The organism is Cedecea sp. FDAARGOS_727, from assembly GCF_012273235.1.
GTDB lineage: Bacteria > Pseudomonadota > Gammaproteobacteria > Enterobacterales > Enterobacteriaceae > Cedecea > Cedecea davisae.
Genome location: NZ_CP050966.1, coordinates 1,557,610 through 1,582,271 on the forward strand (window position 1 = coordinate 1,557,610; position 24,662 = coordinate 1,582,271).

Genomic DNA, 24,662 nt, shown 5'->3' on the forward strand with positions numbered 1-24,662 from the left:
CGAAAATTGTGATGGTTTTTATGCCATTAACCGGCGCTTTACCGTAACCCTCTAAAAAGCGCCAAAAAAGCGCCTGTTATAAGTTAAATTCCTGGTTATCGATTGAACATGAAAAATCCGCATAACCCCGACATTGACATGCCATCGCCGAAGCTTTATTTATTAGGCGCTACCTGCGCATGCGCAGGCCAGAAGAGGCGCGTTGCCCAGATAATCGTATCCGAGGAACCAGTACTGTGAAGATACGTGAGGGGGAGCAACGCCGAGATGATGGAGCGTCTGGTCACGCTTATTGTCGGCTGCAGGGGCTGAATCCTCTGGGTTGTCACCAGGAACGTTCGCAGTCGATCGTTTCATATTCGGCGCAGTCAGCCGGATAGACAAGGTGGAGCACTTCTGGGTGATCTCGTAGTTCTCCTGCTCTGCGCCCACCCGTTTATCGCTCTTCCCTTGTGCCAAGGCTGAATATTTTATTGCCAGTTGAATGGCCCCTGACACGAGGTAGTTATGTCCCAAACCGTAGTAGCCAAATTTGGCGGTACCAGCGTTGCCGACTTCGACGCGATGAACCGCAGTGCCGACGTTGTGCTTGCCGATAATAACGTCCGCGTAGTGGTGCTTTCCGCTTCCGCTGGCGTGACCAACCTGCTGGTCGCTCTTGCTGAGGGACTTGAGGCTACCGAACGCTTCGTCAAGCTCGATGCTATCCGTAAAATTCAGTACGACATCGTCGAGCGTCTGGCTAACCCGCACGTTATTCGTGAAGAGATTGAGCGCCTGCTTGAGAACATCACCACGCTCGCGGAAGCCGCATCCCTTGCCACCTCCACCGCGCTGACCGACGAGCTGGTTAGCCACGGCGAACTGATGTCTACCCTGCTATTTGTTGAGATCCTGCGCGAGCGCAGCGTTGAGGCCCAGTGGTTCGACATCCGTAAAATCATGCGCACCAGCGACCGCTTTGGCCGTGCCGAGCCTGATATTGCGGCCCTGGCTGAATTAGCCGGACAACAGTTGCTCCCGCGCCTTAACGACGCACTGGTAATTACTCAGGGCTTTATCGGCAGCGAAGAAAAAGGCCGTACCACCACGCTTGGCCGCGGCGGCAGCGACTATACCGCCGCCCTGCTTGGCGAAGCGCTGCATGCCGCTCGCGTAGATATCTGGACCGACGTTCCGGGGATTTACACTACCGACCCGCGCGTTGTTCCGGCGGCAAAACGAATCGACCGCATTGCGTTTGAAGAGGCCGCCGAGATGGCAACCTTTGGCGCGAAGGTGCTGCACCCAGCTACATTGCTGCCCGCCGTGCGCTGTGATATTCCGGTGTTTGTTGGTTCCAGCAAAGACCCGGCGGCCGGCGGCACGCTGGTGTGCAAAAAAACCGAAAATCCACCGCTGTTCCGCGCCCTGGCATTACGCCGCAAACAAACGCTGTTAACCCTGCACAGCCTGACCATGCTGCACTCCCAGGGCTTCCTGGCTGAAGTGTTCAGTATTCTGGCGCGCCATAATATTTCGGTAGACCTGATAACCACTTCAGAAGTGAGCATCGCCCTGACGCTGGATACCACCGGCTCCACCTCAACCGGCGACAGCCTGCTGACCAGCGCCCTGCTGACCGAGCTTTCATCGCTGTGCCGCGTAGAAGTGGAAGAGAATCTAGCTCTGGTCGCCATCATCGGCAACAAGCTGTCCCAGGCCTGCGGCGTGGGTAAAGAGGTGTTTGGCGTGCTCGACCCGTTCAATATCCGCATGATTTGCTACGGAGCTTCCAGCTATAACCTCTGCTTCCTGGTGCCGGGCGATGACGCAGAACAGGTGGTGAAAAAGCTTCATCACAACCTGTTTGAATAATCCACCGCGCCAGAGATTCCGATAAAAGCCCGCCAATGCGGGCTTTTTTGTTTCAGTAAATCAGAAGGTTTGCTTTACACTGAAAGTCCTTTCCCAGGAGGTTTCAACGATGGCCACAGCCAGACTGACACAGCAGGACATGACGGAAAGCGAGCAGCGAGAATTAAAGACGCTGCTGGATCGCGCCCGCATTGCACACGGTCGTACGTTGACCAACTCAGAAACCAATCAGGTAAAAAAAGAGTACATCGACAAACTGATGGCGGAACGAGAGCTGGCGGCTAAAAAAGCTCGCCAGCTGAAGAAGAAAAATGCCTTAAAGCCGGATACTTCGGCGACCTTTTCATGGTCGGCCAACACCCACACGCGCGGTAAGCGCTAGTTTAACGGCCTTTTTTCTTACGGCCCGGGGCGGCAAAGCGTTTACGGGAAGCAAGCTCAGCAGGCGTTTTGGCTGAGCTTTTCGGCCCGCTGACCTGCGGCTTTTTCACCGCGGCCGTGGTAGCTTTTGGTTTCGCCTTTTTTTGAGCCGGTTTGGCTTCAGAAGAAGAATTCTCAATCAGCTTAAACAGCTCAATCAGTTCATCATCGGTCAGGTCACGCCATTCACCCAGCGGTATCCCGGAAAGACTGACGTTCATGATGCGCGTGCGCTCAAGCTTCGTCACTTCATAACCAAAATGTTCGCACATGCGGCGGATCTGGCGGTTTAATCCCTGAACCAGCGTGATGCGAAACGCAAACGGCGCTTCTTTTTTCACTTTGCATTTTTTGGTCACGGTGCCGAGGATCGGCACGCCCGCGCCCATGCCGCGAATAAACTCGTCGGTCACAGGCTTATTCACCGTTACCACGTACTCTTTTTCGTGGTCATTACCGGCGCGCAGGATCTTGTTTACCAGGTCGCCGTGATTAGTGAGGAAAATCAGCCCCTGGGAATCTTTGTCGAGACGGCCAATTGGAAACACGCGCTTGCTGTGGTTCACGTAATCCACGATGTTGTCTTTCTCACCGTCTTCGGTGGTACTCACGATGCCCACCGGCTTATTCAGCGCAATCAGCACCAGGTCTTCTTCGTCGCGAGGCTCGATTAACTGACCATTCACCTTCACGCTATCGCCGGAAAAAACCTGATCGCCCACTTTGGCGCGTTTGCCGTTGATAAAAACGTTGCCCTGTTCGATGTAGCGATCGGCGTCACGGCGCGAGCAGATACCGCTCTCGCTGATGTATTTGTTAAGACGAATAGATGAATTAGTCAGCATGGCTCCTCCGAAAACCCAGGACTATACCTTACCCGCAGGGCGTTGCGAACAGCCTTTCTGTGATTGCCCCGCGATCTTAGCCCGGCATGCGCTTTAAGCGCCTTCGTCATGAAGGCGCGGCTTAATCAATACTCGTCCCGCTCATCGTCGTCGTCCGGCTGGTCCAGCACGCTATAGGCCACCGAACAGAACAAGGAGTTCAGGCGTTTCATATCGCCCAGTAGCCCAAGGTGCAGCGAGCTGGTTTCGATGCTCTGCACGTTTTGCTGATGCAGGCGGTCAACGTGCGCGTGGGAGAAGCGGCGGTTCATAATGCGGAAGCGATGCTTGTTGCGGCGCAGGCGGCGGGCGCTGCCCAGGTCGCTTGAGAAAAATACCGACAGGCTAAGCTGCAGGTTGCTGATCAACTGCTGGAGCAGGTTATCCAGCTCGGTCAGGCCATCCGGCGAGAAGGCGCGACGGGCGGCAAGGGATTTATCCGCAACTTCGCTACCCATACGCTCAATGATATCCGCCGCCTGCTCAAGGTTAAGCGACATCTCAATAATTTCCGCCCAGCGGCGCGATTCCATTTCCGCCAAATCTTCCTTCGGCATTTGAGCAAGGTAGAGCTTGATGGCGGTATAAAGCACATCTACGTCGTCGGCCAGCTTGCGCAGCTCTTTTTCCTGGCGCGGCTCGCCGTGCATCACCTTGCTCCAGGTCTCCAGCATCTGCTCCAGCACGTCGCCCATTCGGAGAGTTTCGCGCGCGGCGTTAGACAAACCGAGCGCCGGAGTATCCAGCGCGGTTGGGTCAAGGTGCTTCGGCTTCATGCGGGCATCCACTTCCGGCTCCTCGCTAATAACCCGGCGGCAGAAACGCGCCATGGGCTCGGCAAAGGGCACCATCACCAGGCAGCGGATCAGGTTGTAGAAGACGTGGAAGTAGATAACCAGCTCGGACTCAGGCAGCGGCAGGTGGTGCATCAGCCGGGCAAGGATGTGCACAAACGGCAGCACCAGCAGGCTCCCCACCAGCTTAAACAGCAGGCTGCCGAGCGCAACGCGACGAGCGGCAGCGTTAGCCGCGCTGTTATTGATCATCGCCAGCAGGCCGGAGCCGAGGTTCGCGCCAATGACCAGGCACAGCGCGACGTCAAACGAGATAACGCCGGTTGAGGTCAGCGTGGCGGTTAACAGCACGGCAGCAAGGCTTGAGTAACTGATAATCGCGAACATAGCGCCGATAAGCGCATCCAGCATGATGTCGCCGGTCAAAGAGGCGAAAATCACCTGCACGCCGTTGGCCTGGGTCATCGGCGTGACGGCCGAAACAATCAGCTCCAGCGCCAGCAGGATCAGGCCAAGGCCAATCCCCACGCGGCCAAGCTGCCCGGCACGGGTTTGCTTGCGGCTGAGGAAGAAAATGACGCCGATAAATATCAGCAGCGGCGAAAGCCACGAGAGATCGAAAGTCAGGACCCTCGCCATCAGCGCGGTCCCTACGTCGGCCCCCAGCACAATTACCAGCGCAGGCGTCAGCGCCACCAGATCCTGAGCCACGAAGGACGTGACCAGCATAGTGGTTGCATTGCTGCTCTGCACCAGAGCGGTAACGCCGATACCGGCGCAGAAGGCGAGCGGTTTCTTTTCTACGCTGCGGCTAAGCACGCTGCGCAGGTTGGCACCGTATACCCGCATGATGCCGGTACGCACGATATGCGTGCCCCAAACCAGCAGCGAGACGGCGGACAGCAGGTGTAACAATGTCAGCACGGATTCTTGTTCTCCTTATAGTTTTTAGGGTTCCTGAGGCAAAAATAGCCACCATCCTTCAGTATAAGGGTTTAACTTCAATAAAGAGACAAGGCGCTCACAGAGCGCCTTGTAAGTTGTAAGGAAAGGTTATTTTTGGCGACTAGTCTGCGTCGTAGCCCAGGTTAGGCGCCAGCCAGCGTTCGACTTCGCTAACCGGCATCCCTTTGCGCCGCGCATAGTCTTCTACCTGGTCACGCTGGATCTGCGCCACGGCGAAGTATTTGCTATCAGGGTGGCTGAAGTACCAGCCGGAAACCGACGCGCCTGGCCACATGGCGTAGGACTCGGTCAGCTTCATGCCGATAACGTTTTCCACGTCGAGCAGCGCCCAGATAGCCGCTTTCTCGGTATGTTCGGGGCAGGCCGGATAGCCGGGCGCGGGGCGAATGCCCTGGTAATTTTCGCGAATAAGCTCCTCGTTGCTGAGATTCTCCGTTGCCGCATAGCCCCAGTAAACCTTACGCACGCGCTCGTGAAGATATTCTGCAAATGCTTCAGCCAGGCGGTCCGCCACCGCTTTCACCATGATTTTGTTGTAATCATCATGTTGGGCATCATAAGCCTCCGCCAGCGCGTCTTCCTCGATGCCGCCGGTAACCGCAAACGCGCCGATGTAGTCCGCTTTGCCGCTATGTTTAGGCGCAACGAAGTCGGCGATGCAGTAATTTGGAAAACCGGTTTTTTCAGTTTGCTGGCGCAGATGACGGCTCACGGCCTTCACCTGGGTGCGCGTCTCGTCGGCGTAAACTTCCACGTCATCGCCCACCCGGTTTGCCGGGAACAGGCCCACTACGCCACGCGGCGTCATCGCCTTAGTGTTATGAAGCATGTCGAGCATTTCGTTGGCGTCTTTAAACAGCCGCTTCGCCTCTTCCCCCACCACTTCATCTTCCAGGATGCGCGGATATTTACCGGCCAGAGACCAGGTCATAAAGAACGGCGTCCAGTCGATGTAGTTACGCAGCGTTTCGATACTGGCGGTGACTTCCTGCACGCCCAGGCGATGGGCAACCGGCGGAGTGTAGCTATCCCAGTCGAAGGCGAGGTCGTTCTCACGCGCGGCCTGGAGCGTTACCGGCGGCGTGCGCGGTTTTTTGCGGGCATGCTGAGTACGCACGACCTCATACTCTTTGCGCGTGCGGGCGACAAAATCATCGTGCTGAGTTTCTGAAAGCAGGGAGGAGACCACGCCGACGGTGCGGGAGGCATTCTGCACATACACCGTCGGACCGCTGTAGTTTTGCTCGATTTTCACCGCCGTGTGGGCTTTGGAAGTCGTCGCCCCGCCAATCAACAGCGGCAGCTTAAAGCCCTGACGCTCCATCTCTTTGGCGACGTTAACCATCTCGTCCAGCGACGGCGTAATCAGCCCGGAGAGGCCGATAATATCCGCGCCGACTTCACGGGCGGTCTTCAAAATCTTCTCCCCCGGCACCATCACGCCGAGGTCGATAATTTCGTAGTTGTTACATTGCAGCACCACGCCAACGATGTTTTTCCCGATGTCGTGTACGTCGCCTTTTACCGTGGCAAGCACGATTTTGCCATTCGTCGAGCCTTTTTCCTTGCTGGCTTCAATGTAAGGCTCCAGATAAGCCACCGCCTGCTTCATCACGCGGGCCGACTTCACCACCTGCGGCAGGAACATTTTCCCTTCGCCGAACAAGTCGCCAACCACGTTCATTCCCGCCATCAGCGGGCCTTCGATAACCTCTATCGGGCGCGTGGACTGCTGGCGCGCTTCTTCTGTGTCCGCTTCGATAAATTCGGTGATACCTTTCACCAGCGAATACTCCAGGCGCTTAACAACGTCCCAGCTGCGCCATTCAGCCTGCTGCGCGTTGGCGGCTTCATCGCTTTTGCTGCCGCGATATTTCTCGGCCAGATCCAGCAGTCGCTCGGTACTGTCGTCGCGACGGTTGAGAACAACGTCCTCCACCGCGTCCCGCAGCTCGGCAGGCAGATCGTCGTAAATCGCCAGCTGCCCGGCGTTAACAATCCCCATATCCATACCGTTGCGGATAGCGTAGTAGAGGAAGACCGCGTGGATGGCTTCACGCACCGGCTCATTGCCGCGGAACGAGAAGGAAACGTTGGAAACGCCGCCGGAAATCATCGCATGCGGCAGCTCACGCTTAATGTCTTCGCAGGCGCCGATAAAGTCCTGAGCGTAGTTGTTGTGTTCTTCGATGCCGGTCGCCACGGCGAAGATATTTGGGTCAAAAATAATATCTTCAGGCGGGAAACCAACCTCTTCGGTAAGGATCTTGTAGGCACGGCGGCAAATATCAATTTTGCGCTCGCGGGTATCCGCCTGGCCGACTTCATCAAACGCCATGACGACCATGGCCGCGCCGTAACGGCGTACCAGCCTGGCATGGTGGATAAACGGCTCAATCCCTTCTTTCATGGAAATAGAGTTGACGATGCCTTTGCCCTGGATGCATTTGAGCCCTTTTTCGATGACCTCCCATTTTGAGGAGTCGATCATAATCGGCACCCGGGCAATGTCCGGCTCACCGGCAATCAGATTCAGGAAACGCACCATCGCCGCTTCGGCGTCGAGCATTCCTTCATCCATGTTGATGTCGATGATTTGTGCCCCGCTGGCGACCTGTTGCAGCGCCACGTCCAGCGCTTCGTTATATTTTTCTTCTTTAATCAGCCGCTTAAATTTTGCAGAGCCGGTCACGTTGGTACGCTCCCCGACGTTCACAAACAGGCTCTCCGCGCCGATATTGAGCGGCTCCAGCCCGGCAAGACGGCAGGCAACCGGCAGCTCGGGAAGCTTGCGTGGGGCAATGCCTTCCACCGCTTTGCTCATCGCGGCAATGTGCGCTGGCGTAGTGCCGCAGCAGCCGCCGACGATATTCAGGAAACCCGCCTGCGCCCATTCGCCAATCTGCAGGGCCATTACGTCAGCGTCGAGATCGTACTCGCCGAAGGCATTTGGCAGCCCGGCGTTAGGGTGTGCGGTAACGTAGCATTCGGCAATGCGTGACAGCTCGGCAACGTACTGGCGCAGCTCGTCCGGCCCCAAAGCACAGTTAAGGCCAAAGCTGAGCGCATCCGCATGGCGCAGCGAGTTGTAGAATGCCTCGGTCGTCTGCCCGGAAAGCGTACGGCCTGAAGCATCGGTAATGGTGCCGGAAATCATGATGGGTAACTCGACGCCAAGCGCTTCAAATTCTGTTTTAACGGCGAATATCGCCGCTTTTGCGTTCAGGGTGTCGAACACCGTTTCGATCATAATCAGGTCAGCCCCGCCTTCCACCAGCGCTCGGGTGGATTCGCGGTAAGCTTCTACCAGTTGATCGAAAGTGATGTTACGGAATGCGGGATCGTTAACGTTAGGAGAAATTGATGCGGTACGGTTTGTGGGGCCAAGCACCCCGGCAACATAGCGCGGTTTTTCCGGTGTTCTCGCCGTCCATTCATCGGCGCAGGCTCGTGCCAACTTCGCCGCTTCGTAGTTAATTTCTGCCGACAGGGATTCCATCTGGTAGTCGGCCATGGCGATGGTGGTGGAGTTGAAGGTGTTGGTTTCAACGATATCCGCCCCGGCCTCGAAGTAGGCGTAGTGGATCGCGGCGATAACCTCGGGCTTGCTTAGCACCAGCAGGTCGTTGTTGCCTTTCAGGTCGCACGGCCAGTCGGCAAAGCGCTCTCCTCTGAAATCACTTTCATCAAGACGATAGCTCTGGATCATAGTGCCCATGCCGCCGTCCAGTACCAGAATGCGTTCGCTTAATTGCTGATGAAGCCGTTCTACGTTGTTGCTCACTCTCACTCCCACCTGTTTTCCCGGGCCAGACAGACCTGCAGACCCATACTTGCACAAACTGCAGGGGCGGAAAAGTCGCTAGTCGGTAACATGAGAGATGTTCAGCATCACTCCTCCGATCAGTCTGCTTAGCGGTTGCAAAATCGCCAAATAAAACGAAAATGATTTCCACGATACGAAAAAGGAGTCCGCTATGGTTGCCACCGTTCCCGTTAAACGAGGTAAAAAACCGCGTGCCGCCGCCGCTGCGGCCCCACCGGCTACCGGGCAGGTTCAATCCCTCACCCGCGGGCTAAAACTGCTGGAATGGATTGCCGAGTCTCACGGCAGCGTGGCGCTCACCGAGCTGGCTCAGCAGGCTGGTTTACCGAACTCCACCACGCACCGCCTGCTGACCACCATGCAGCAGCTGGGCTTCGTTCGCCAGATTGGCGACCTTGGCCACTGGACGATTGGCGCCCACGCTTTTGTGGTTGGCAGCAGCTTCCTGCAAAGCCGTAATCTGCTGGCGATTGTTCACCCGATCCTGCGCAAGCTGATGGAAGATTCCGGCGAAACGGTTAACCTTGCCGTGCTCGATAGCAGCGACCATCAGGCGATTATTATCGACCAGGTTCAGTGTACCCAATTGATGCGCATGTCGGCTCCCATTGGCGGCAAGCTGCCGATGCATGCTTCCGGAGCCGGGAAAGCGTTTCTGGCGCACCTTAGCGACGATGAAGTTGCCGGGCTGCTGCACCGCAAAGGGCTGCACAGCTACACCCCAGCCACCCTCACATCGCCCCTGCATCTGAAAGAAGATTTAGCCCAGACGCGTAAGCGCGGCTATTCGTTTGATGATGAAGAACACGCCCTGGGCCTGCGCTGCGTGGCCTCATGTATTTATGATGAGCATCGAGAAGCGTTTGCCGCTATTTCTATTTCCGGCCCGATTTCCCGCGTGACCGACGACCGGGTTACGGAACTGGGCGCGCTGGTGATTAAGGCGGCGAAAGAAATTACTCAGGCTTACGGCGGCGGGCGCTAACTCGCCCGTTTTACCTCGCCAAATCGCAGGCTGAAACGCTGGCGGCGGCGATAGGCAAAGACATCTTCGACGTGGCCATTACGAATGCGGGTTTGCAGGGCACGCCAGAACTCAGCGCGGAAAAGGTCGCCGTGCATTTCATCAAATAGCGGCCGAATGCGCGGGTCAGCGCAGAGATAGTGGCGAAACTCTTCGGGGAAAACGTCGCCCGGTGAGATGCTGTACCACGGCTCAGCCGAAAGCTCGTCTTCCGGGTAGCGCGGCGGCGGGATATCGCGAAAATTCACCTCCGCCATATAACAAATCTCATCGTAGTCGTAGAACACCACCCGCCCGTGGCGCGTAACGCCAAAGTTCTTAAACAGCATATCGCCCGGAAAGATATTAGCCGCCGCGAGCTGGCGAATGGCATTGCCGTACTCTTCTACCGCATCACGCAGCTGCTGGCCTTCAACCTGCTCCAGCCACAGGTTAAGCGGCACCATACGCCTCTCAATGTAGAGATGGCTGATGGCGATGCGTTCACCCAAATCAGTGAGTTTCTCCGGCACTTCCTGGCGTAGCAGGGCCATTAGCTCGGGGCCTATCTGACGTTTATCCAGCACAAAGTTTTCAAACTCCTGGGTGTCCGCCATGCGCCCGACGCGATCGTGCTCTTTAACCAGCTGATAGCAGGCCCGCACTCTCTCAGCGCTGACCTCCTTCTGCGGCGCAAATTTATCTTTAATCACCTTAAAAACGCGGTCAAAGCCCGGCAGGGTGAACACCAGCATCACCATGCCGCGAATGCCCGGCGCCTCGATAAACTGCTCGTCCGTCCCCGTAATATAAGTCAGGTATTCGCGGTAGCTTTCCGTTTTCCCGTGCTTCTGGCAGCCAATCGCCATATACAGCTCGGCGGTGGTTTTACCCGGCAGCAGCTCGCGCAGCCACTCCACCAGTGCGGCAGGGAATGGGGCGTACACCATAAAATACGAACGAGCGAAGCCGAAGACGATACTCGCCTCCGCGGAACTGGTCAGGCAGGTATCGACCATCAGCTGTCCGTCGTCGGTACGGTGGATGGGCAATAAGAAAGGGATTTTGCCCTCCGGCAGCACCAGTTTGCCGACCAACCACGCCGCCTTATTGCGATAAAACAGTTCATTAGCCACTTCCAGAGACGCATGACTCATCGCCTGGGCATCAACGGTTTCAGTAAGATGGGCAGTAATATAACTAACGTCACGAGCCAGGTCCTGCCACGGAAGGCGCAGCGGGAGGTCGGCAAGCAGGGTTGTCAGCAATTTGTTCCATCCCTGCTCAGGGAAGAAGATTTTCGCCAGCGGACGAGGCAGCGGCCGGAGCTGCTTTCCTGCCTGCGAGCTAAAAATAAAAAGCCGCTCGGGAGTAAGCGAGCGGTGGTCGAACAGCCGACAATAGACAGAGTTGAAGAAACTCTCGGCAATTTCAAAACGCGGATAATCCGGCAATAGTCCGGTGTACTGCTCTTTCACACGCAGCAAAAAGGCCACGTCGGTGTTCTGCCCGCCGGTGATGCAGCGAAGTTGCTCCACCACCAGGCCAACGTGATGGTCATAAAGATTGATACGGCTTTTCATCGCCTGCTGGACGGCGTGCCAGTCGGCCTGCTCAAAGCGCTGCTGAGCGCCGGCGGTCACTTCAAGGAATCGACCATATTGCGCGTCGAACCCCTGCAGGATGGTGTGGGCAATCAGAAGTTCCAGGCCGCGCGTCATAGGCTTCTCCGCCAGATTGCTCCCTCTCCCCGTAGAGAGAGGGATTTTAGGATCAGAACTGCTCTTCTTCAGTGGAGCCGGTGAGCGCGGTGACAGAGGAAGCGCCGCCCTGGATGATGGTGGTCACCCGGTCAAAGTAGCCGGTGCCAACTTCCTGCTGATGGGAAACGAAGGTGTAGCCTTCAGAAGCCGCGGCAAATTCTGGCTGCTGCACTTTCTCGACGTAGTGCCTCATCCCCTCGCCCTGAGCGTAGGCATGGGCCAGGTCGAACATGTTGAACCACATGCTATGGATACCGGCCAGGGTAATGAACTGGTATTTGTAGCCCATATTCGACAGTTCCTGCTGGAAGGCCGCGATGGTTTTGTCATCAAGGTTTTTCTTCCAGTTAAACGACGGCGAACAGTTGTAGGCCAGCAGTTTGCCCGGGAAGCGAGCATGAATAGCATCCGCAAAGCGCTTAGCCTGATCCAGATCCGGTTTAGAGGTTTCACACCAGACGAGGTCGGCATAAGGCGCGTAGGCCAGGCCGCGGCTGATAGCCTGCTCAATACCGGCGCGGGTGCGATAGAAGCCTTCCTGAGTACGCTCGCCGGTCACAAATTCGCGGTCGTATTCATCGCAGTCGGAAGTGATCAGGTCGGCCGCATCGGCGTCGGTACGGGCAATCAGCAGCGTCGGAACGCCCATTACGTCAGCCGCCAGACGAGCGGCAATCAGCTTCTGAATGGCTTCCTGGGTCGGTACCAGCACTTTGCCACCCATATGCCCGCATTTCTTCACCGAGGCCAGCTGGTCTTCAAAGTGAACCCCGGCAGCACCGGCCTGAATCATCGATTTCATCAGCTCGAAAGCATTAAGTACGCCGCCGAAACCAGCTTCCGCATCGGCAACGATCGGCAGGAAGTAGTCGACATGGCGCGGATCGCCCGGCTCGATGTTTGAAGCCCACTGGATCTGATCCGCACGCTGGAAGCTGTTGTTGATCCGATCGACCACGGACGGAACCGAGTTCGCCGGGTAGAGCGATTGATCCGGGTACATGCTGGAGGCGAGGTTTGCGTCCGCCGCGACCTGCCAGCCGGAAAGATAGATAGCCTCAATACCCGCTTTTGCCTGCTGTAAAGCCTGGCCACCGGTTAATGCCCCGAGGCTGTTGACGTAACCTTTTTTCGACTCCCCGTGCAGCAGGCGCCAGAGCTTAGCCGCTCCGTGCTGCGCCAGCGTGCATTCCGGGTTCAGCGAGCCGCGCAGTTTCACCACGTCTTCGGCGCTATAGGTACGCTGAATACCTTCCCAACGAGGCTGCGTCCATTCTTGCTGTAATTGTTGAATCTGTTGGCTACGTGAGGTTTTCATTTCAGATGCTCCATATTTGTAGGGTTAGGTTCAGGCAAGCAGGCGGTAGCCCGGCAGCGTCAGGAAGTCGATTAATTCTTCTGAGGTGGTAATTTGTTCCATCAGCCGCGCAGCTTCGTCGAAGCGTCCCTGGCTAAAACGCTGGTCGCCCAGCTCTTCCTGAATCACCAACATCTCTTCGGCAAGCATCTGGCGGAACAGCGCTTTGGTCACGGTCTGGCCGTTACTCAGCGTCTTTTGGTGATGTATCCACTGCCAGATTGAAGTACGGGAAATTTCAGCGGTCGCGGCATCTTCCATCAAGCCGTAGATAGGCACGCAGCCGTTGCCGGAGATCCACGCTTCGATGTACTGAACGGCAACGCGAATATTGGCGCGCATCCCTTCTTCGGTGCGCTCTCCGGGGCAAGGCTCAAGCAGCTGAGCCGCGGTAATCGGCGCGTCTTCGCGGCGCTTAACATCCAGCTGGTTATGGCCTGAACCCAGTTTCTTGCCAAACACTTCCATTACCGTGTCAGCAAGGCCCGGGTGAGCAATCCAGGTGCCGTCGTGGCCATTGCTGGCCTCCATTTCTTTATCCGCTTTAACCTTGTTCAGTACCCACTCATTGCGGGCGCTGTCTTTGCTGGGAATAAATGCCGCCATGCCGCCCATGGCAAAAGCGCCCCGGCGATGACAGATTCTAATTAACAGGCGCGAGTAGGCGTTGAGGAACGGCTTATCCATCGTGACCGATTGACGGTCGGGCAGGACACGATCCGGGTGATTCTTCAACGTTTTGATATAGCTGAAGATGTAATCCCAGCGGCCGCAGTTCAGGCCAACGATGTGATCTTTCAGAGCGTGGAGGATCTCGTCCATCTGGAATACCGCCGGCAGCGTTTCGATAAGCAGCGTAGCTTTAATCGTGCCGCGAGGCAGGGAGAAATGATCCTCCGTAAAGCTGAACACCTCACTCCACCAGGCGGCTTCCTGCCAGGACTGCGTTTTTGGCAGGTAGAAGTATGGGCCGCTGCCCTTGGCCAGCAGCGCATCAACGTTATGGAAGAAATAAAGCCCGAAGTCGAACAGACTTCCCGGGATAGCTTCCCCGCGCCAGGTCACATGTTTTTCAGGTAGATGCAGACCGCGAACACGGCAAACCAGCACCGCAGGATCGGGCTTTAACTGGTAGATTTTACCGGCTTCGTTGGTCCAGCTAATGGTGCCATTAACCGCATCGCGCAGGTTGATTTGGCCGTCGATCACTTTGCTCCAGCTCGGCGCAAGAGAATCTTCAAAGTCGGCCATAAACACTTTCACGTTAGCGTTCAGGGCGTTGATTACCATTTTGCGCTCAACCGGCCCGGTGATTTCCACACGGCGGTCGAGTAAGTCCTGCGGGATGCCACGAATTGTCCAGTCACCATTACGAATGGAAGCAGTTTCCGAATTGAAGTCAGGGAGTTTACCGGCATCAATAGCCTGCTGTTCAGCAATCCGAGACGCCAGCAGCTTGTTACGCTGCGGGGTGAAGCGAGCCACCAGTTCGCCGATGAATTCTACGGCTTCCGGCGTCAGGATTTGTCTCTCTTGCTCGCCAAACGGCTGGCTAAAGGCCAACTCTTCGCTAACTGTCTGTTGTGTCATTCGGTTACTCCTTCGTCTTATCCCGTCGATACGGCCAAAAGTGGATCAGGCACGGCTGTGCAGTTTTCATGCAACAGAATTAAGACTACTTCATGATTTTTTAAAATCAAAAACAATTTCCATTTTCTAATTAAAAATCATTTATCATATTGATATTTATATGATTAAAGTTTTATCGTAGAGGGAAGTGGTTTTCAGAGCATAAAAAAAGCGCCCGAAGGCGCTTGTGGTGGGACGCTGAAACGCTTAATCCAGCGTAGGATTCATATGGCGCAGATCGAACGGTGTGATCTGGTAGACGTAGTAGTTTAGCCAGTTTGTGAACAGCAAATTACCGTGGCTGCGCCAGGTGGCGTGGGGTGTTTTACCCGGATCGTTGTCCGGGAAGTAGTTATAAGGCACTTCAGTCTCAAGCCCGGCTTCAATGTCCCGGAAGTATTCGCCGGAGAGTGTCAGAGCATCGTATTCCGGGTGGCCGGTCACAAACGCGATGCGCTTGTCCTTACTGCCAAACAGGTAAGCGTCACCCTGTTCCGTTTCGGCCAGAATCTCCAGATCGGTATAGTCACGGATCAGCTGGGCCGGGAAGTCGGCATAGCGGGAATGAGGCGCCAGGAATGAATCGTCGAATCCGCGAGTCAGCAGAGCGTGGGGATGTGTAATGTGATGCTCATAAACGCCGGAGAGTTTTTCATTGCGGGTCTGCTTCGGAATGCCATACAAAATATTCAGAGCGGCCTGTACGGCCCAACAGACAAATAGCGTTGAGGTGACGTGATCTTTTGCCCATTCCAGCACCTGCTGGATCTGCGGCCAGTAGGCAACATCGTTAAATTCGACCAGCCCAAGCGGCGCGCCGGTGACTATCAGGCCGTCATAGTTATCGTGCTGGATATCTTCAAAATTACAGTAGAAGTTATTGAGATGTTCGCTGGGCGTATTCCGCGATTCACGACTGTCGATACGCAGCAACTGAACGTCCACCTGCAGCGGCGAGTTGGAGAGCAAACGCAGGAACTGATTTTCCGTCTCAATCTTCTTTGGCATCAGATTCAGGATCAGCACCTTTAGCGGACGGATTTCCTGATTGCTGGCGCGCGAAGATGTCATCACAAAGACGTTTTCCTCACGCAGGAAATTGACGGCTGGTAGCTCGTCCTGCACCCGAATCGGCATAACCTTATATCCTCAAAGCATACGTTTAAACGTTTAGACATCCAGACAGCTGAAGATACCGAAATTAGTGAATAATGTCGAGCCGGAAGCGAAAAGGTGAAAATGTTTCATTTAGAGACGGCAATGATAAACAGAGGGTTATGCTGGTTTTCTGGCTTAAAGGCAGTAGATTTGATTGTTTTGGAAGGCCGTTTTTTTGATGCTTTTTAAGATAGCAGAAAGCAAAAAACCCCAGCCGTCAGGCTGAGGTCTTTTGTTTTATTTGATGCCTGGCAGTTCCCACACTACTCGTATCATCCTGATACTCGCCCCTCCGGGGCCGTCGCTCGCGGCGTTCAAACGTGTTCCCGACACGTTTGTCGCATGGCCATGCTCGTGTAGAAAATTTCCATGGTTCTGATAAAAACAAAAAGGCCACCCGTAAGGGTGGCCTTGATGTTTTATTTGATGCCTGGCAGTTCCCTACTCTCGCATGGGGAGACCCCACACTACCATCGGCGCTACGGCGTTTCACTTCTGAGTTCGGCATGGGGTCAGGTGGGACCACCGCGCTACGGCCGCCAGGCAAATTCTGTTACTGACCGTCATCTCGTGACCATCAGTTCAATCCTGAACTTCGCTGAAAATCGATTTGTCTCGCAAAACACCTTTGGTGTTGTAAGGTTAAGCCTCACGGGTCATTAGTACTGGTTAGCTCAACGTATCGCTACGCTTACACACCCAGCCTATCAACGTCGTAGTCTTCAACGTCCCTTCAGGGGTCTCAAGGACCCAGGGAGAATTCATCTCGGGGCAAGTTTCGCGCTTAGATGCTTTCAGCGCTTATCTCTTCCGCATTTAGCTACCGGGCAATGCCATTGGCATGACAACCCGAACACCAGTGATGCGTCCACTCCGGTCCTCTCGTACTAGGAGCAGCCCCCCTCAATTCTCCAGCGCCCACGGCAGATAGGGACCGAACTGTCTCACGACGTTCTAAACCCAGCTCGCGTACCACTTTAAATGGCGAACAGCCATACCCTTGGGACCTACTTCAGCCCCAGGATGTGATGAGCCGACATCGAGGTGCCAAACACCGCCGTCGATATGAACTCTTGGGCGGTATCAGCCTGTTATCCCCGGAGTACCTTTTATCCGTTGAGCGATGGCCCTTCCATTCAGAACCACCGGATCACTAAGACCTGCTTTCGCACCTGCTCGAGCCGTCACTCTCGCAGTCAAGCTAGCTTATGCCTTTGCACTAACCTCACGATGTCCGACCGTGATTAGCTAACCTTCGTGCTCCTCCGTTACGCTTTAGGAGGAGACCGCCCCAGTCAAACTACCCACCAGACACTGTCCGCAACCCGGATCACGGGTCTACGTTAGAACATCAAACATTAAAGGGTGGTATTTCAAGGTTGGCTCCACGCAGACTGGCGTCCACGCTTCAAAGCCTCCCACCTATCCTACACATCAAGGCTCAATGTTCAGTGTCAAGCTATAGTAAAGGTTCACGGGGTCTTTCCGTCTTGCCGCGGGTACACTGCATCTTCACAGCGATTTCAATTTCACTGAGTCTCGGGTGGAGACAGCCTGGCCATCATTACGCCATTCGTGCAGGTCGGAACTTACCCGACAAGGAATTTCGCTACCTTAGGACCGTTATAGTTACGGCCGCCGTTTACCGGGGCTTCGATCAAGAGCTTCTCCTTGCGGATAACCCCATCAATTAACCTTCCGGCACCGGGCAGGCGTCACACCGTATACGTCCACTTTCGTGTTTGCACAGTGCTGTGTTTTTAATAAACAGTTGCAGCCAGCTGGTATCTTCGACTGCCTTCAGCTCCACCCGCGAGGGGTTTCACCTACCGACAGCGTGCCTTCTCCCGAAGTTACGGCACCATTTTGCCTAGTTCCTTCACCCGAGTTCTCTCAAGCGCCTTGGTATTCTCTACCTGACCACCTGTGTCGGTTTGGGGTACGATTTAATGTTACCTGATGCTTAGAGGCTTTTCCTGGAAGCAGGGCATTTGTTACTTCAGCACCGTAGTGCCTCGTCATCACACCTCAGCGTTAACAGAAGTCCGGATTTACCTAAACTTCCCGCCTACATGCTTAAACCGGGACAACCGTCGCCCGGCTAACATAGCCTTCTCCGTCCCCCCTTCGCAGTAACACCAAGTACAGGAATATTAACCTGTTTCCCATCGACTACGCCTTTCGGCCTCGCCTTAGGGGTCGACTCACCCTGCCCCGATTAACGTTGGACAGGAACCCTTGGTCTTCCGGCGAGCGGGCTTTTCACCCGCTTTATCGTTACTTATGTCAGCATTCGCACTTCTGATACCTCCAGCAGACCTCACAGTCCACCTTCAACGGCTTACAGAACGCTCCCCTACCCAACAACACATAAGCGTCGCTGCCGCAGCTTCGGTGCATGGTTTAGCCCCGTTACATCTTCCGCGCAGGCCGACTCGACCAGTGAGCTATTACGCTTTCTTTAAATGATGGCTGCTTCTAAGCCAACATCCTGGCTGTCTGTGCCTTCCCACATCGTTTCCCACTTAACCATGACTTTGGGACCTTAGCTGGCGGTCTGGGTTGTTTCCCTCTTCACGACGGACGTTAGCACCCGCCGTGTGTCTCCCGTGATAACATTCTTCGGTATTCGTAGTTTGCATCGGGTTGGTAAGCCGGGATGGCCCCCTAGCCGAAACAGTGCTCTACCCCCGAAGATGAGTTCACGAGGCGCTACCTAAATAGCTTTCGGGGAGAACCAGCTATCTCCCGGTTTGATTGGCCTTTCACCCCCAGCCACAAGTCATCCGCTAATTTTTCAACATTAGTCGGTTCGGTCCTCCAGTTAGTGTTACCCAACCTTCAACCTGCCCATGGCTAGATCACCGGGTTTCGGGTCTATACCCTGCAACTTAACGCCCAGTTAAGACTCGGTTTCCCTGCGGCTCCCCTATACGGTTAACCTTGCTACAGAATATAAGTCGCTGACCCATTATACAAAAGGTACGCAGTCACCCCATAAATGAGGCTCCCACTGCTTGTACGTACACGGTTTCAGGTTCTGTTTCACTCCCCTCGCCGGGGTTCTTTTCGCCTTTCCCTCACGGTACTGGTTCACTATCGGTCAGTCAGGAGTATTTAGCCTTGGAGGATGGTCCCCCCATATTCAGACAGGATACCACGTGTCCCGCCCTACTCTTCGAACTCACAGTATGTGCATTTTAGTGTACGGGAGTATCACCCTGTACCCTGCGACTTTCCAGACGCTTCCACTAACACACAAACTGATTCAGGTTCTGGGCTGCTCCCCGTTCGCTCGCCGCTACTGGGGGAATCTCGGTTGATTTCTTTTCCTCGGGGTACTTAGATGTTTCAGTTCCCCCGGTTCGCTTCGTTAAGCTATGTATTCACTTAACGATAGTGTGTCGAAACACACTGGGTTTCCCCATTCGGAAATCGCCGGCTATAACGGTTCATATCACCTTACCGACGCTTATCGCAGATTAGCACGTCCTTCATCGCCTCTGACTGCCAGGGCATCCACCGTGTACGCTTAGTCGCTTAACCTCACAACCCGAAGATGTTTCGCTTCGAATTATGAAAATTTGAGAGACTCGAACACACTTCTATTCTGTTCTTATTACGGAGAACAGAAACAGTGTGTCGTTTCAATTTTCAGCTTGTTCCGGATTGTTAAAGAGCAAATATCTCAAACATGACTCTTTCAAGTCAGTTTTGAGATAGTTCGGCACGCAACTTTCACTTACATACCAGCAAGTGGCGTCCCCTAGGGGATTCGAACCCCTGTTACCGCCGTGAAAGGGCGGTGTCCTGGGCCTCTAGACGAAGGGGACACTGAAGTCTCAATCGCAAGACGCCTTGCTTCTCTACATCTATCAGACAATCTGTGTGAGCACTACGCGGGTTGTATCTTTTAGGTAAGGAGGTGATCCAACCGCAGGTTCCCCTACGGTTACCTTGTTACGACTTCACCCCAGTCATGAATCACAAAGTGGTAAGCGCCCTCCCGAAGGTTAAGCTACCTACTTCTTTTGCAACCCACTCCCATGGTGTGACGGGCGGTGTGTACAAGGCCCGGGAACGTATTCACCGTAGCATTCTGATCTACGATTACTAGCGATTCCGACTTCATGGAGTCGAGTTGCAGACTCCAATCCGGACTACGACGCACTTTATGAGGTCCGCTTGCTCTCGCGAGGTCGCTTCTCTTTGTATGCGCCATTGTAGCACGTGTGTAGCCCTACTCGTAAGGGCCATGATGACTTGACGTCATCCCCACCTTCCTCCAGTTTATCACTGGCAGTCTCCTTTGAGTTCCCGGCCGAACCGCTGGCAACAAAGGATAAGGGTTGCGCTCGTTGCGGGACTTAACCCAACATTTCACAACACGAGCTGACGACAGCCATGCAGCACCTGTCTCAGAGTTCCCGAAGGCACCAATCCATCTCTGGAAAGTTCTCTGGATGTCAAGAGTAGGTAAGGTTCTTCGCGTTGCATCGAATTAAACCACATGCTCCACCGCTTGTGCGGGCCCCCGTCAATTCATTTGAGTTTTAACCTTGCGGCCGTACTCCCCAGGCGGTCGACTTAACGCGTTAGCTCCGGAAGCCACGCCTCAAGGGCACAACCTCCAAGTCGACATCGTTTACGGCGTGGACTACCAGGGTATCTAATCCTGTTTGCTCCCCACGCTTTCGCACCTGAGCGTCAGTCTTTGTCCAGGGGGCCGCCTTCGCCACCGGTATTCCTCCAGATCTCTACGCATTTCACCGCTACACCTGGAATTCTACCCCCCTCTACAAGACTCAAGCTTGCCAGTTTCGAATGCAGTTCCCAGGTTGAGCCCGGGGATTTCACATCCGACTTAACAAACCGCCTGCGTGCGCTTTACGCCCAGTAATTCCGATTAACGCTTGCACCCTCCGTATTACCGCGGCTGCTGGCACGGAGTTAGCCGGTGCTTCTTCTGCGAGTAACGTCAATCACCAAGGTTATTAACCTCAATGCCTTCCTCCTCGCTGAAAGTGCTTTACAACCCGAAGGCCTTCTTCACACACGCGGCATGGCTGCATCAGGCTTGCGCCCATTGTGCAATATTCCCCACTGCTGCCTCCCGTAGGAGTCTGGACCGTGTCTCAGTTCCAGTGTGGCTGGTCATCCTCTCAGACCAGCTAGGGATCGTCGCCTAGGTGAGCCATTACCCCACCTACTAGCTAATCCCATCTGGGTTCATCCGATGGCAAGAGGCCCGAAGGTCCCCCTCTTTGGTCTTGCGACGTTATGCGGTATTAGCTACCGTTTCCAGTAGTTATCCCCCTCCATCAGGCAGATCCCCAGACATTACTCACCCGTCCGCCGCTCGTCAGCAAAGTAGCAAGCTACTCCCTGTTACCGCTCGACTTGCATGTGTTAGGCCTGCCGCCAGCGTTCAATCTGAGCCATGATCAAACTCTTCAATTTAAAAGTGTTTGATGCTCAAAGAATTAAAACTGTTTATAAAATCAGTAGTCACTCTTCAAGACTTGATATTTTTTTGCATCCGAAGATGCTGAGATATCAATCCTGCGAGTGCCCACACAGATTGTCTGATAAATTGTTAAAGAGCAGTGAGTTACGCGCTTTCGCTTGCTAACTCGAGGTGGCGTATATTACGCTTTCCTCTTTCAGAGTCAACCCTTAATTTCAGGATTTTTAACTCTCATCGCCGCCGTTACTCTGTGATGTTGTTCACATGTTCCGTGTCGATGGAGGCGCATTATAGGGAGTTCTCCCGGCGCTGCAACACTAAAATGACAGAAAAATGACTGACTGCTGCATTCCACAGCAAAACCCCTCCTTATACCCTTTTGCACACAGACTTATCCACAATCCGGATTTGAACTGAAAATTCGCGAGCGTGACGCAAACGTTTTCGCTACAATGCACCGCGATAAAAAAGACACCCCCGTTGGGGGCGTTAGCTGAGTTTTCGTCTCTTCTTATACATAAATTCCCTTTCCTGCACCGCCAGAGCGAAGGTGAAGACTAAAATTCAGCTAACGCTCTTCTATATGCGAACCAAAGCCAAGGGATAAAACCATGCAACAACGTCGTCCTGTACGCCGCGCTCTGCTCAGTGTTTCTGATAAAGCCGGTATCGTCGAATTCGCTCAGGCACTCTCCCAGCGCGGAGTAGAGCTGCTGTCCACCGGCGGCACCGCTCGCCTGCTGGCCGAAGCAAACCTGCCGGTTACCGAAGTCTCTGACTACACCGGTTTCCCGGAGATGATGGACGGACGCGTCAAGACGCTGCACCCAAAAGTTCATGGCGGCATTCTTGGCCGTCGCGGACAGGATGATGCAATCATGGCGGAACACGCCATCGCGCCTATCGACATGGTTGTTGTTAACCTTTATCCGTTTGCCCAGACCGTTGCTCGCGAAGGCTGCTCTCTGGAAGACGCGGTTGAGAATATCGATATCGGCGGCCCGACCATGGTGCGCTCCGCCGCCAAGAACCATAAAGATGTCGCGATCGTTGTGAAGAGCAGCGACTACCAGACGATCGTAGCCGAGCTGGATGCTAATGAAGGATCCCTGACGCTCGAAACCCGATTCGATCTGGCAATTAAAGCTTTCGAACATACCGCGGCTTACGACAGCATGATTGCCAACTACTTTGGCAGCCTGGTTCCTGCTTATCACGGTGAGAGCAAAGAACCTGCCGGTCGCTTCCCGCGCACGCTGAATCTCAACTTCATTAAGAAGCAGGATATGCGCTACGGTGAAAACAGCCACCAGCAGGCCGCCTTCTATATAGAAGAAGAAATTAAAGAAGCGTCCGTCGCGACCGCCACCCAGGTTCAGGGCAAAGCGCTCTCCTATAACAACATCGCCGATACCGATGCCGCGCTGGAATGCGTGAAAGAATTCGACGAGCCGGCCTGCGTTATCGTCAAACACGCTAACCCATGCGGCGTTGCCGTCAGCGGCTCTATCCTTAATGCGTACAACCAGGCTTATAAAACCGACCCAACCTCCGCATTCGGCGGCATCATCGCCTTCAACCGCGAACTGGATGCTGAAACTGCACAAGCCATCATTTCTCGCCAGTTTGTGGAAGTGATCATCGCGCCATCCGCCAGTGAAGAAGCATTGAAGATTACCGCGGCCAAACAGAATGTGCGTGTACTGGTTTGCGGCCAGTGGCAGCAGCGCACTTCAGGCCTCGACTTCAAACGCGTAAATGGCGGCCTGCTGGTACAAGATCGCGATCTGGGGATGGTTACCGCGGCCGATCTGCGTGTAGTGAGCAAACGCCAGCCGACAGAGCAAGAGCTGCGCGATGCGCTGTTCTGCTGGAAGGTAGCGAAGTTCGTGAAATCCAACGCCATTGTTTATGCCCGTGACAATATGACCATCGGAATAGGGGCGGGCCAGATGAGCCGCGTTTACTCTGCCAAAATTGCCGGGATTAAAGCAGCCGACGAAGGTCTGGAAGTGAAAGGCTCAGCCATGGCTTCCGACGCCTTCTTCCCGTTCCGCGACGGTATTGATGCCGCAGCGGCCGTTGGCATTAGCTGCGTTATCCAGCCGGGTGGCTCAATCCGTGATGATGAAGTGATCGCGGCCGCCGACGAGCACGGGATCGCGATGATCTTCACCGATATGCGCCATTTCCGCCATTAATCCCCGGAGCGTTTATAGATGAAAGTTTTAATTATTGGTAACGGCGGGCGCGAACATGCGCTGGCCTGGAAAGCCGCCCAGTCTCCTTTAGTTCGCACGGTATTTGTTGCTCCGGGCAACGCCGGTACGGCACTGGAGCCAGCGCTGCAAAACGTGGCTATTAGCGCCACGGATATTCCGGCTCTGCTGAGCTTTGCGCAGAACGAAAAAATTGACCTGACAATTGTCGGCCCGGAAGCCCCGCTGGTGATTGGCGTGGTGGATGCATTCCGCGCCGCTGGCCTGAAGATCTTCGGGCCAACCGAAGGTGCCGCGCAGCTGGAAGGCTCTAAAGCATTTACCAAAGATTTTCTCGCTCGCCACAATATCCCGACGGCGGAATACCAAAACTTTACCGAGGTTGAGCCTGCCCTGGCTTACCTGCGTGAGAAAGGTGCGCCAATCGTGATTAAGGCCGACGGCCTGGCGGCGGGTAAAGGCGTTATCGTCGCGATGACGCTGGAAGAAGCCGAGGCTGCGGTTAATGACATGCTGGCGGGCAACGCTTTTGGCGATGCGGGCCACCGCATTGTTATTGAAGAGTTCCTCGACGGCGAAGAAGCCAGCTTTATCGTAATGGTGGACGGCGAAAACGTTCTGCCGATGGCGACCAGCCAGGATCATAAGCGCGTTGGCGACGGCGACACCGGCCCGAATACCGGCGGCATGGGCGCTTACTCCCCTGCTCCGGTTGTCACGGATGAAGTGCACCAGCGCACGATGGAGCGCGTTATCTGGCCTACGGTTCGCGGTATGGCGGCAGAAGGTAATACCTACACCGGTTTCCTGTATGCCGGGCTGATGATCGACAAGCAGGGCAACCCGAAGGTCATTGAGTTCAACTGCCGCTTTGGCGATCCGGAAACTCAGCCGATTATGCTGCGCATGCAGTCTGACCTGGTTGAGCTGTGTCTCGCCGCCTGTGACGGCAAACTTGATGAGAAAACCTCTGAATGGGACGAACGTCCTGCGCTGGGGATCGTTATAGCCGCTGGCGGATATCCTGCCGATTACCGCAATGGCGACATTATCCACGGCCTGCCGCTGGAAGAAGTCGCCGACGGTAAAGTCTTCCATGCCGGAACAAAGCTGAGCGATGACGAGCAGGTGCTCACAAACGGCGGACGAGTGCTGTGCGTGACCGCTTTGGGCGATACCGTCGCAAAAGCCCAGCAGCGTGCTCTGGAGCTGAAAAAGACGATTCACTGGGACGGCAGCTTCAGCCGCTCGGATATCGGCTATCGCGCCATAGAGCGTGAAAACGCTAAGTAAAACGAAACCGCCCTCGAGGCGGTTTT

12 protein-coding genes, 1 tRNA gene, 3 rRNA genes and 1 riboswitch are annotated in these 24,662 nt (G+C 54.9%); of the genes, 5 read left to right on the forward strand and 11 right to left on the reverse strand.

What is annotated here, in order from left to right; all coding sequences use genetic code 11:
- Positions 1 to 184: 184 nt before the first annotated feature.
- Positions 185 to 404, forward strand: a riboswitch (Lysine riboswitch).
- Between the two features lie 103 nt (positions 405 to 507).
- Positions 508 to 1,857 carry a lysine-sensitive aspartokinase 3 gene (lysC, locus tag FOC35_RS07525; RefSeq protein ID WP_016517409.1) on the forward strand — a complete coding sequence of 450 codons (1,350 nt, stop codon included), beginning with the start codon at positions 508 to 510 and terminating at the stop codon, positions 1,855 to 1,857.
- Between the two features lie 109 nt (positions 1,858 to 1,966).
- A complete protein-coding gene (locus FOC35_RS07530; RefSeq protein WP_016517408.1) occupies positions 1,967 to 2,239 on the forward strand; it encodes a DUF3811 domain-containing protein in 273 nt (90 codons plus the stop codon).
- A gap of 1 nt (position 2,240) precedes the next feature.
- On the opposite strand, the gene rluF is transcribed toward FOC35_RS07530, so the two are convergent.
- The 3 genes from rluF to metH all read right to left on the reverse strand — a co-directional run bounded on the left by rluF (position 2,241) and on the right by metH (position 8,705).
- Positions 2,241 to 3,122, reverse strand: a complete 882-nt coding sequence (gene rluF, locus FOC35_RS07535) for a 23S rRNA pseudouridine(2604) synthase RluF (RefSeq protein ID WP_172568589.1) — start codon at positions 3,120 to 3,122, stop codon at positions 2,241 to 2,243.
- Positions 3,123 to 3,247: 125 nt separating this feature from the next.
- Positions 3,248 to 4,879, reverse strand: a complete 1,632-nt coding sequence (locus FOC35_RS07540; protein WP_016517406.1) for a Na/Pi cotransporter family protein — start codon at positions 4,877 to 4,879, stop codon at positions 3,248 to 3,250.
- A gap of 142 nt (positions 4,880 to 5,021) precedes the next feature.
- On the reverse strand, positions 5,022 to 8,705 hold the full coding sequence (gene metH, locus FOC35_RS07545; protein ID WP_172568590.1) for a methionine synthase: 3,684 nt from the start codon (positions 8,703 to 8,705) through the stop codon (positions 5,022 to 5,024).
- A gap of 193 nt (positions 8,706 to 8,898) precedes the next feature.
- On the opposite strand from metH, the gene iclR reads away from it, so the two are divergent.
- On the forward strand, positions 8,899 to 9,732 hold the full coding sequence (iclR, locus tag FOC35_RS07550) for a glyoxylate bypass operon transcriptional repressor IclR (protein WP_172568591.1): 834 nt from the start codon (positions 8,899 to 8,901) through the stop codon (positions 9,730 to 9,732).
- Here iclR and aceK read toward each other — a convergent pair.
- The 8 genes from aceK to FOC35_RS07590 form a co-directional block, all read right to left on the reverse strand.
- Complete coding sequence (gene aceK / locus FOC35_RS07555; protein ID WP_172568592.1) at positions 9,729 to 11,471, reverse strand: bifunctional isocitrate dehydrogenase kinase/phosphatase; 1,743 nt, start codon at positions 11,469 to 11,471, stop codon at positions 9,729 to 9,731. The genes iclR and aceK overlap by 4 nt on opposite strands.
- Positions 11,472 to 11,523: 52 nt before the next feature.
- Positions 11,524 to 12,831 carry an isocitrate lyase gene (aceA, locus tag FOC35_RS07560; RefSeq protein ID WP_016517402.1) on the reverse strand — a complete coding sequence of 436 codons (1,308 nt, stop codon included), beginning with the start codon at positions 12,829 to 12,831 and terminating at the stop codon, positions 11,524 to 11,526.
- Positions 12,832 to 12,861: 30 nt separating this feature from the next.
- Positions 12,862 to 14,460 carry a malate synthase A gene (gene aceB, locus FOC35_RS07565; protein ID WP_172568593.1) on the reverse strand — a complete coding sequence of 533 codons (1,599 nt, stop codon included), beginning with the start codon at positions 14,458 to 14,460 and terminating at the stop codon, positions 12,862 to 12,864.
- A 246-nt stretch (positions 14,461 to 14,706) separates the two neighbouring features.
- Entirely contained in the window at positions 14,707 to 15,636 is a 930-nt protein-coding gene (gene metA / locus FOC35_RS07570) for a homoserine O-succinyltransferase (RefSeq protein ID WP_016517399.1), read from the reverse strand.
- A gap of 449 nt (positions 15,637 to 16,085) precedes the next feature.
- Positions 16,086 to 16,201: ribosomal RNA gene (gene rrf, locus FOC35_RS07575) — 5S ribosomal RNA — on the reverse strand.
- Positions 16,202 to 16,295: 94 nt separating this feature from the next.
- Positions 16,296 to 19,203: ribosomal RNA gene (locus FOC35_RS07580) — 23S ribosomal RNA — on the reverse strand.
- A gap of 211 nt (positions 19,204 to 19,414) precedes the next feature.
- A tRNA-Glu gene (locus tag FOC35_RS07585) sits at positions 19,415 to 19,490 on the reverse strand.
- A gap of 85 nt (positions 19,491 to 19,575) precedes the next feature.
- A 16S ribosomal RNA gene (locus FOC35_RS07590) occupies positions 19,576 to 21,117 on the reverse strand.
- The 16S, 23S and 5S rRNA genes sit together here with 1 tRNA gene alongside, the layout of an rRNA operon.
- A gap of 618 nt (positions 21,118 to 21,735) precedes the next feature.
- On the opposite strand from FOC35_RS07590, the gene purH reads away from it, so the two are divergent.
- Together purH and purD are read left to right on the forward strand one after the other, a co-directional pair.
- Positions 21,736 to 23,325, forward strand: a complete 1,590-nt coding sequence (gene purH, locus FOC35_RS07595) for a bifunctional phosphoribosylaminoimidazolecarboxamide formyltransferase/IMP cyclohydrolase (protein ID WP_016517398.1) — start codon at positions 21,736 to 21,738, stop codon at positions 23,323 to 23,325.
- Between the two features lie 18 nt (positions 23,326 to 23,343).
- The gene (gene purD, locus FOC35_RS07600) at positions 23,344 to 24,636 is read left to right on the forward strand and encodes a phosphoribosylamine--glycine ligase (protein ID WP_172568594.1); all 1,293 of its coding nucleotides are present in this window, start codon (positions 23,344 to 23,346) and stop codon (positions 24,634 to 24,636) included.
- The last annotated feature ends 26 nt before the right edge of the window (positions 24,637 to 24,662 follow it).